Source organism: Sphingopyxis sp., assembly GCF_036402335.1.
In the GTDB taxonomy this organism is placed as follows: domain Bacteria; phylum Pseudomonadota; class Alphaproteobacteria; order Sphingomonadales; family Sphingomonadaceae; genus Sphingopyxis.
On sequence record NZ_DASWTD010000469.1, the window covers coordinates 1 to 6,984 of the forward strand.

The window sequence follows — 6,984 nt, forward strand, 5'->3', positions numbered from 1 at the left end:
GACCGCATCTTCAACGGGTCGAAAATGCGTGTCTGCACAAAGGCGTCGAATGGCATCCCGCTCGCCTTCTCGATTACCGCGCCGAGCACATCGAGCCCGATCGAATAGCTCCACCGCGTCCCCGGATCGGCGACAAGCGGAAGCGTTGCCACGCGGTCGGCGAATTCCTGAAGCGAAGCAGGACGGGTTTTGCGCGATGCGGCCTCGAGCGCGCTGTTGACCGCAAGCGGGCTGATACCCTTCCTGTTATATTGTTCGAGCAAAGGACCCTGGGTGACGATATTATAGCCCAGGCCCGATGTATGGGTGAGCAGATGGCGCACGGTGATCGGTCGTGCCGCCGGGCGGGAGGCGATGGTGTCCTCGCTCAGCCGCACAGTCATATTCTTGAATGCAGGCAGAATATTGCCGATCGGCGCATCAAGGTCGAGCTTGCCCTCTTCGACCAGGATCATCGCAGCGATGCCGGTTACCGGTTTGGTCATCGAATAGACGCGCCAAAGGCTGTCGGGGCCCGCAGCCTGCGCGTCGGCATCATAGGATATCTTGCCCGAAGAGACGAAAATCGTCGGCCGGTTGCCGATGCCGAATGCTCCAACGATGCCGGGCATTTTGTCCGACGCCACGTAGGATTTATACAGGTCTGCCGTTGCGGGCAGAGGATTGGACGACGCCGGCCGGGACTTCGGCGCTTCCGCAATGCTTTCTCGAGCAACAACCTCCTGGCGCGCGGACGCGCTCGTTGCCAGCAAGGCAATGACGATACCGCTTGCCAAAGGCGCGAGGAACCGGCGCATCAAATAATCTCCTGTATCGAGCCTTCAACTTCGGCCGTTTGCTTTACACAAGCGCGGGCGCCCAGAGCGGCGGCCGACGCGACGCCCACGGGCGCACGGCCTCCAGTTCGAAGGCCAGTTCCAGCAGGTCATAGTCGGCACCCAGACGTCCGGCGAACTGGACGCCCACCGGCAAACCATCCTTGGTCCAGTGCATGGGAAGGCTGATCGCGGGCCCTCCGCTCGCGTTCTGGAGCATGGTGTAGTCGCCATAATGGTTCAGTCGCTGCATCAGCACCGAAACAGGAAGCGAACCGTTGATCTCGCCGATCCTGACCGGCGGCTTGAGCAGGACCGGAGTCACCAGAATATCGATCTTGTCGAAGAGCGAAAAATAGGCCTTCGAATAGCCTTCGATGCGGGCATAAGCCGCCTCGGACGCTTCGTCGGTAATCTCGTCGCTCATCATGGACATGCTGAAAGAGGCCGGCTCGACAAGGCCTTTGAGGACGGCGGGCGGAATTTCCGCGCCGGCCGGCAGCATCTTTTTCGCCTCCCGCGCGCGCGCGGTATAGATCAGCGTGAAATCCTCGACAAAGGCCTCACCGGGAAAGGGCCATTGCAATTCGCTGACTTCGTGCCGCTGCGATCGTAGCAGGCCAAGTGTTTTGGTGATGCTTTCCTGGACCTCGGGCGAAGGCACATGCCCGCCGAGGCCGTTCATGATGTAGCCGATACGCAGCCGCTTCTTCGGCGGCCCGGTTACCGTCCGCAGCGGTTGATAGGGAGCCTGCGCCCCCTTCATCTCGACCAGCGCGAGCATGTTGGCGGTATCGCGCACGGTGCGCGAAAGGCAGAAGGATTCCCCCAAAAAGGACCCGACGTTCCGCTTGCCATCGATAAAGGGGCGGTCGCCCACGATCCTGCCGCGCGATGGCTTCAGGCCGACCAGCCCGCAGTTGCTTGCGGGAATGCGCAGCGATCCCGCGCCATCTGACCCATGCGCCACCGGAATGACCCCTGATGCAACGGCTGCCGCGGCGCCCCCCGACGATCCGCCCGGAACATGGTCAAGGCTCCACGGGTTGCGTGTGATGCCATAGGCCAATGTCTCGGTGGTGGGCAGGATCCCGAACTCGGGCATGGTCGAGCGCCCGAAAATGTTGAAGCCCGATTTTTCCATCAGATCGACCAGCGGGTCGTTCGCGGTGGCCGGCGGCATCATCTTGTCGAGCTTCGATCCGAAATGCTTGGCGGTCCCCGCCACATCCGCCTCGTCCTTGATCAGCATCGGAACCCCGGCAAAGGGTGCCGCGACGTCGATCGCGGCGACATGCTTGCGGGCACGTTCGTAAAGATCTTCGCTCAAAATGTTGAGCTTGGGTTCCACGGCCTGCGCGCGCGCGATTGCCGCGTTGAGCGCTTCCAGCGGCGATATCTTGCGGGCCCGGATCGCAGCAGCAAGTGCGGTTGCATCCATCGCGGCGAAATCGGTGTCCGTCGCGGCACGCGCGAAAGGGATACCTGGAACCAGCGTAGCGGCACTCGCCATACCGAGGGTCTTCAAAAAGTTCCGCCGCCCTTGTCCAGACGTGTCATACGCAAAAACGGTCATGTCGACTTCTCCCCGAATAGAGATATTGTTCAAATTTACGAAAGTTCAGACGCGCGAAGGCGCCCACAACAACGGACGGCGCTGTGCCCAGGGCTGGGCCTGCTCCAGCTCGAAAGCGAGTTCGAGCAAGGTGCGTTCGTCTCCGAGGCCACTGGCAAACTGGACGCCGACCGGCAGGTCGTCCTTGGTCCAGTGCATCGGCAAGCTGATCGCGGGCCCGCCGCTCGCATTTTGCAGCATCGTGTAATCGGCGTAGCGGTTCAGCCGCATCAGAAGCACCGGAAAGGGAATCGACCCGTTGATCTCGCCAATCTTGACCGGCGGCGTCAGGAGGACGGGCGTGACCAGAACGTCCATTTTGTCGAACATCTCAAAATAGGCCACCGAACTGACGGCCATGCGGACATAGGCTTCGGCAATCTCCTGATCGGAAAATTCCGAACCCAACGTGCCGACGTCGAAAGAGGCCGCTTCGATCAATCCCTTGATCAGCGCGGGGTCGGGAGGGGATTTGCCGCCTGTCATGCGCGCGCGCGTCGCCTTGGCCTTGGCCATATAGGCGAGCATGAAATCCTCGACGAACTTTGTCCCGTCGAACGGCCAACGCGTTTCATCGACCTTGTGCCCAAGTCCTTCGAGCAGTCCGACCGTCGCATCGATGCTGTCGACAACGTCGCGCGACGGCCGGTGTCCGCTGAGCCCGTTCATGATGAAACCGATGCGGAGCCGCTTCTTGGCGGGTCCGGTTACGTGCCCGATTGGAGGATAGGCGGCATCGGCGCCCCGGTTTTCGACCAATGCCAGCTGATTTGCCGTGTCGCGCACCGTTCGCGACAAGCAGAAGGGCTGTCCCAGAAAGGACCCGCCCGCGATACGGTCACGCGATGTCTTGAGACCGACCAGGCCGCAATTGCTCGCGGGAATACGGAGCGACCCCGCACCATCGGATCCGTGCGCTGTGGGGACGATCCCGGCGGCGACTGCCGCCGCCGCGCCGCCCGAAGATCCGCCCGGAACATGGTCCAGGTTCCAGGGGTTGCGGGTAACGCCATAGGCCAGGGTTTCGGTGGTCGGGAGGATGCCGAATTCGGACATCGTCGTCCGGGCGAACGGGTTCAGGCCGATCTGCTCGCATCGTTCGACCAATATATCGTTGCGCTTGGCGATCGGCATGACCTTGTCGAGACGCGAGCCGAAATGTTTGCTCTTGCCGATGATGTCGGCTTCGTCCTTGATCAGGTAGGGGACTCCCGCGAAGGGCGCCGAAAGATCGATCGTCGCGGCACGCTGGCGCGCGCGATCGAAAAGTTCCTCGCTGATGCAATTGATGCTCGGCTGCACCGCCTGCACGCGGGCGATCGCGGCATCGACGGCTTCGAGCGGAGAGATTCTGCGGGCCTTGATCGCGGCGGCAAGCTCGGTCGCGTCCATGTCACCGGGCGCCAGCCCCGTCGGCCCCAGATCGGTCCGGGCAACCGCTGCGCCCGGAAGGAGCGTGGCGGCGCCGAGCACGCCGGCCATCTTCAAAAAGTTACGCCGCGCAGGACTTGGAGCGCGAGGGGAGAACCAGCCAAACCGGGACGTCATCGATTCCTCCTTTGTCCGGAACCCAGTTTGGGCCCGTTTTTTTTCCAGCAGGCGATCGCGGCGCGATGCCGCGATCGTCATGCGAACATTTTTATCCCCCGCTCGACATGCATCTTCTGACTTGCCTTCGTCGCGAGCGAGCGTGTCGCGACGCTGTCGACGAACACCCATTCGCCCGTAACCCTGTCGGGAGTCAGTTCGATCGCCATGTAGCCGCGGTTGCTGGTATCGGCCCATTTCAGCTCCGGGCTGGCGCCCTTGATGAACTGCGCGATCGCTGCAGGCGGCACCGCCAGATAATTTTCGAGGCCAGGCGACGTCACGCTTTGGCCGCCGAATTCGACGCCGGCAGGCTTGCCATCTTCCTTGAGGTCGAACGCCCAGGCGTTATGGCTGTCACCCGACAGCACCACCAGATCGGCGTCCACCGCCTGCGCCGCGCCAAGCAATCGCGCGCGCGCGGCGGGGAAGCCCGCCCAGCTGTCGAGATCCGGGGGAACGTCTGCCTTGGTCGCAGCGTCGATCGCCTTGAGATAGGCCGCGCCTTCGGGAGGTATCCGCAGATTCTGCATCAGTTCGGGCGGCAGCGGCGGCGTTTTCCACTGTCCCATCAGCACTTGCTGCGTGAGCACCTGCCATTTTGCGCCGCGCTTCTTCGATGCGGCCAGCCCGTCGTAAAGCCACTGCTCCTGCTCGGCTCCCATCAAGGTACGTTTGGCATCTGCGAGCGGGCCGTCGCGCAATAGTTTCAATTTCTCCACCGGGTCGCCATCCCCCGCGACGGCCGCGCGCATGTCGAGCGCTTCGCTTCGCGCTGTCAGCCGGGTCTCGGGCCGGAAGATCGTGGCGAGGTCGCCGATGTCGTAGCTGGACCAGGTCTGGCCCGATACCGGCAGCCATTCGTTGTAGGCCTTGATCGACGCCCGCTTGCGCGTTTCGAAATCGCCTTCGTCGGGCGTATGATTTTGGGCGCCATGCGCCCAAGCATCATTCGCCAGTTCGTGGTCGTCGCGCTGCGCAATCATCGGGAACATCTGGTGAAGTCGCTGCAGGTCGGGATCGGTCCGATAGCTGGCGAGCCGCAGCCGGTAGTCCGCAAGCCGGATGGCCTCTCCCGCGGGCTCGAACTGCCGGCCGGTGACCGCCTTTGCCGCGTCGGGATAATAGCCCTGTTTGAACTCGTAGAAATAATCGCCGGTGTGGACCATCAGGTCGATGTCGTCGCGTGTGGCGGCGTGGCCATAGGCGTTGAACCAGCCAAAGGGCATGTTGGCGCATGAAAATACGCCGAGCCCAAAGCGCGCCACCGGTCCGACCGGAAGCGTACGGGTACGCCCCACCGGCGAAACCGCGCCATTAGGGGCGATAAAACGATAAAAATAGGTGCGGCCCGGATCGAGCCCATGGACCGGAATCCGCGCCGTATAATCGTCGGCACGCTTGGCGATGGCCGTTCCGCCAAGCTTGACCGCGCCGAAATCGGGGGTGGTCGAAAGCTCGACCGTCAGTCGCGCGTCGACGCGTTTGCTCGGCACATAGCGCGTCCATAACAGAATAGAATCGGGTCCGGGTTCGCCGCTCGCGACATTATGCGTGAAGCCCGTCGCGGTCAGGAGTGCGGCGGTGCTTGGGCCTCCAATCGCCAGCGCGGCAAATCCCAACGTACCGGTCAGGATCAACTCGCGTCGATTGATTTCGATTGTCATTTCGGTTTCCGGCGCGTGCTTGCGGGCGCGTTATCGTTGCGGATTGCTGCCGGCCGTCTCTGTTCCGGCCGGCGGCGCGGCATCGGCAGGCTTGGCCGGTTGCCCGGCATCACCGGAGCCGGTCGTGGCGCTCCCGCCGTCACTCGCCACTGCAGCAGTAGCGGTATTGGCAGGAATGGCGCGCAGCGCCTTGTCAACCGCATCGATCCGTTCGCGCGGCACCGCGCCAGGGAACATGGCATCGAGCGCATCGAGGCTCATGGTCTTGAACTGTTCGTACATCGGGTGGGTGGTGAAACCGGGCAATTCGGCATCGATTACCGCCCGGGCCGCAGGGTTCGCTGCGATTTCCTCGATCGGCGTCTTGATGCTGAAGGCTGGCTTGTCGTCCTTGGCAGAACCGGGCGTCGAAATCGACAGGGCCAAGGCGGCGATCATCGCATGAACAAAAATCGACTTACCCATAATAAAACTCCAAACTTTCTTCGATATTTTTCCAATAGTAGTTCTGATATTGCCTAATATAAGACTATTGAAACTACACAGTATTGTAATATATTTATCATATATATTTAGGGTTGCTGAAATTTCATGATTTTTTCGCTTCACCAGCCACGCATGGCCCGGTGCGAACGTCAATCACGGACATTTCTACTTTTCCGAGCGGGACTTTTCCGTCGATCGCGACGAGGATGTCGGTCTTGTCGGATGCCGCCGTACCGGTGACCGCCAGGTCGAACGCCTGGTCGCCGAAGACACAGGCACCCACGATGTCGACCTTGCCGTCGACGATCGCCTTTTTTGACCAGGTACACTGAGCTTCGCCTGCCCCCTTCCTGGCGAGCAGGTCGACGAGCGGGCCTTCCTTGTCGATCTGCTCCTGAGTCAGGCACTCGTTGATGCTGGGATTGTTCGACATCATGCCAACCACCCGGTCGCGCTCTTTGGCCGGCATGCCGGGAAATTCGAATTTGACGAGTTTCCGGTCATTCTTCCAATTTCCCGCTTCGCGCGCCACCGATCCGCCGGGCGTACCGCCCGCCGCCGCCAGCACGATCAGCGCCAAGATCTGCGGGAGTTTCTTCGCCTTCCTCATATGCACGAACCTCGAATTTAGCCGCCCTCCGGCCTGGTTTAGCCATGCGAAAAACAGCACGCCCTTCGCGACCGAAACGAGCGCAGCGGCCGACTGCGCGTTCACGAGAGGTGGAAAGCCAATGAGTTTGTCGCGTAAAAAAAAGGCATGGCGGTTGCCCGCCATGCCCGATCAATCAAGGGTTCGTTGCGATTTTAACACGCT

General features: G+C 61.7%; 6 protein-coding genes. All 6 read right to left on the reverse strand.

The genetic code is table 11. From position 1 onward, the window contains the following. A partial coding sequence (locus tag VGD20_RS15250) for a serine hydrolase domain-containing protein (protein ID WP_331135262.1) occupies window positions 1–611 on the reverse strand: 611 nt, incomplete at its 3' end. 229 nt (window positions 612–840) lie between these two features. Next, window positions 841–2,343, reverse strand: coding sequence for an amidase family protein (locus tag VGD20_RS15255; protein ID WP_331135263.1), 1,503 nt, complete (start codon window positions 2,341–2,343; stop codon window positions 841–843). Window positions 2,344–2,436: 93 nt separating this feature from the next. Beyond that, complete coding sequence (locus VGD20_RS15260; protein ID WP_414714582.1) at window positions 2,437–4,149, reverse strand: amidase family protein; 1,713 nt, start codon at window positions 4,147–4,149, stop codon at window positions 2,437–2,439. After that, complete coding sequence (locus VGD20_RS15265; RefSeq protein ID WP_331135264.1) at window positions 4,056–5,684, reverse strand: alkaline phosphatase D family protein; 1,629 nt, start codon at window positions 5,682–5,684, stop codon at window positions 4,056–4,058. The genes VGD20_RS15260 and VGD20_RS15265 overlap by 94 nt, the downstream gene beginning before the upstream one ends. A gap of 30 nt (window positions 5,685–5,714) precedes the next feature. Continuing rightward, a complete protein-coding gene (locus tag VGD20_RS15270) occupies window positions 5,715–6,149 on the reverse strand; it encodes a hypothetical protein (protein WP_331135265.1) in 435 nt (144 codons plus the stop codon). A gap of 124 nt (window positions 6,150–6,273) precedes the next feature. Next, window positions 6,274–6,945 (reverse strand): DUF3617 domain-containing protein, encoded by a 672-nt coding sequence (locus VGD20_RS15275; RefSeq protein WP_331135266.1) that lies wholly within the window; start codon window positions 6,943–6,945, stop codon window positions 6,274–6,276. Window positions 6,946–6,984 lie beyond the last annotated feature (39 nt).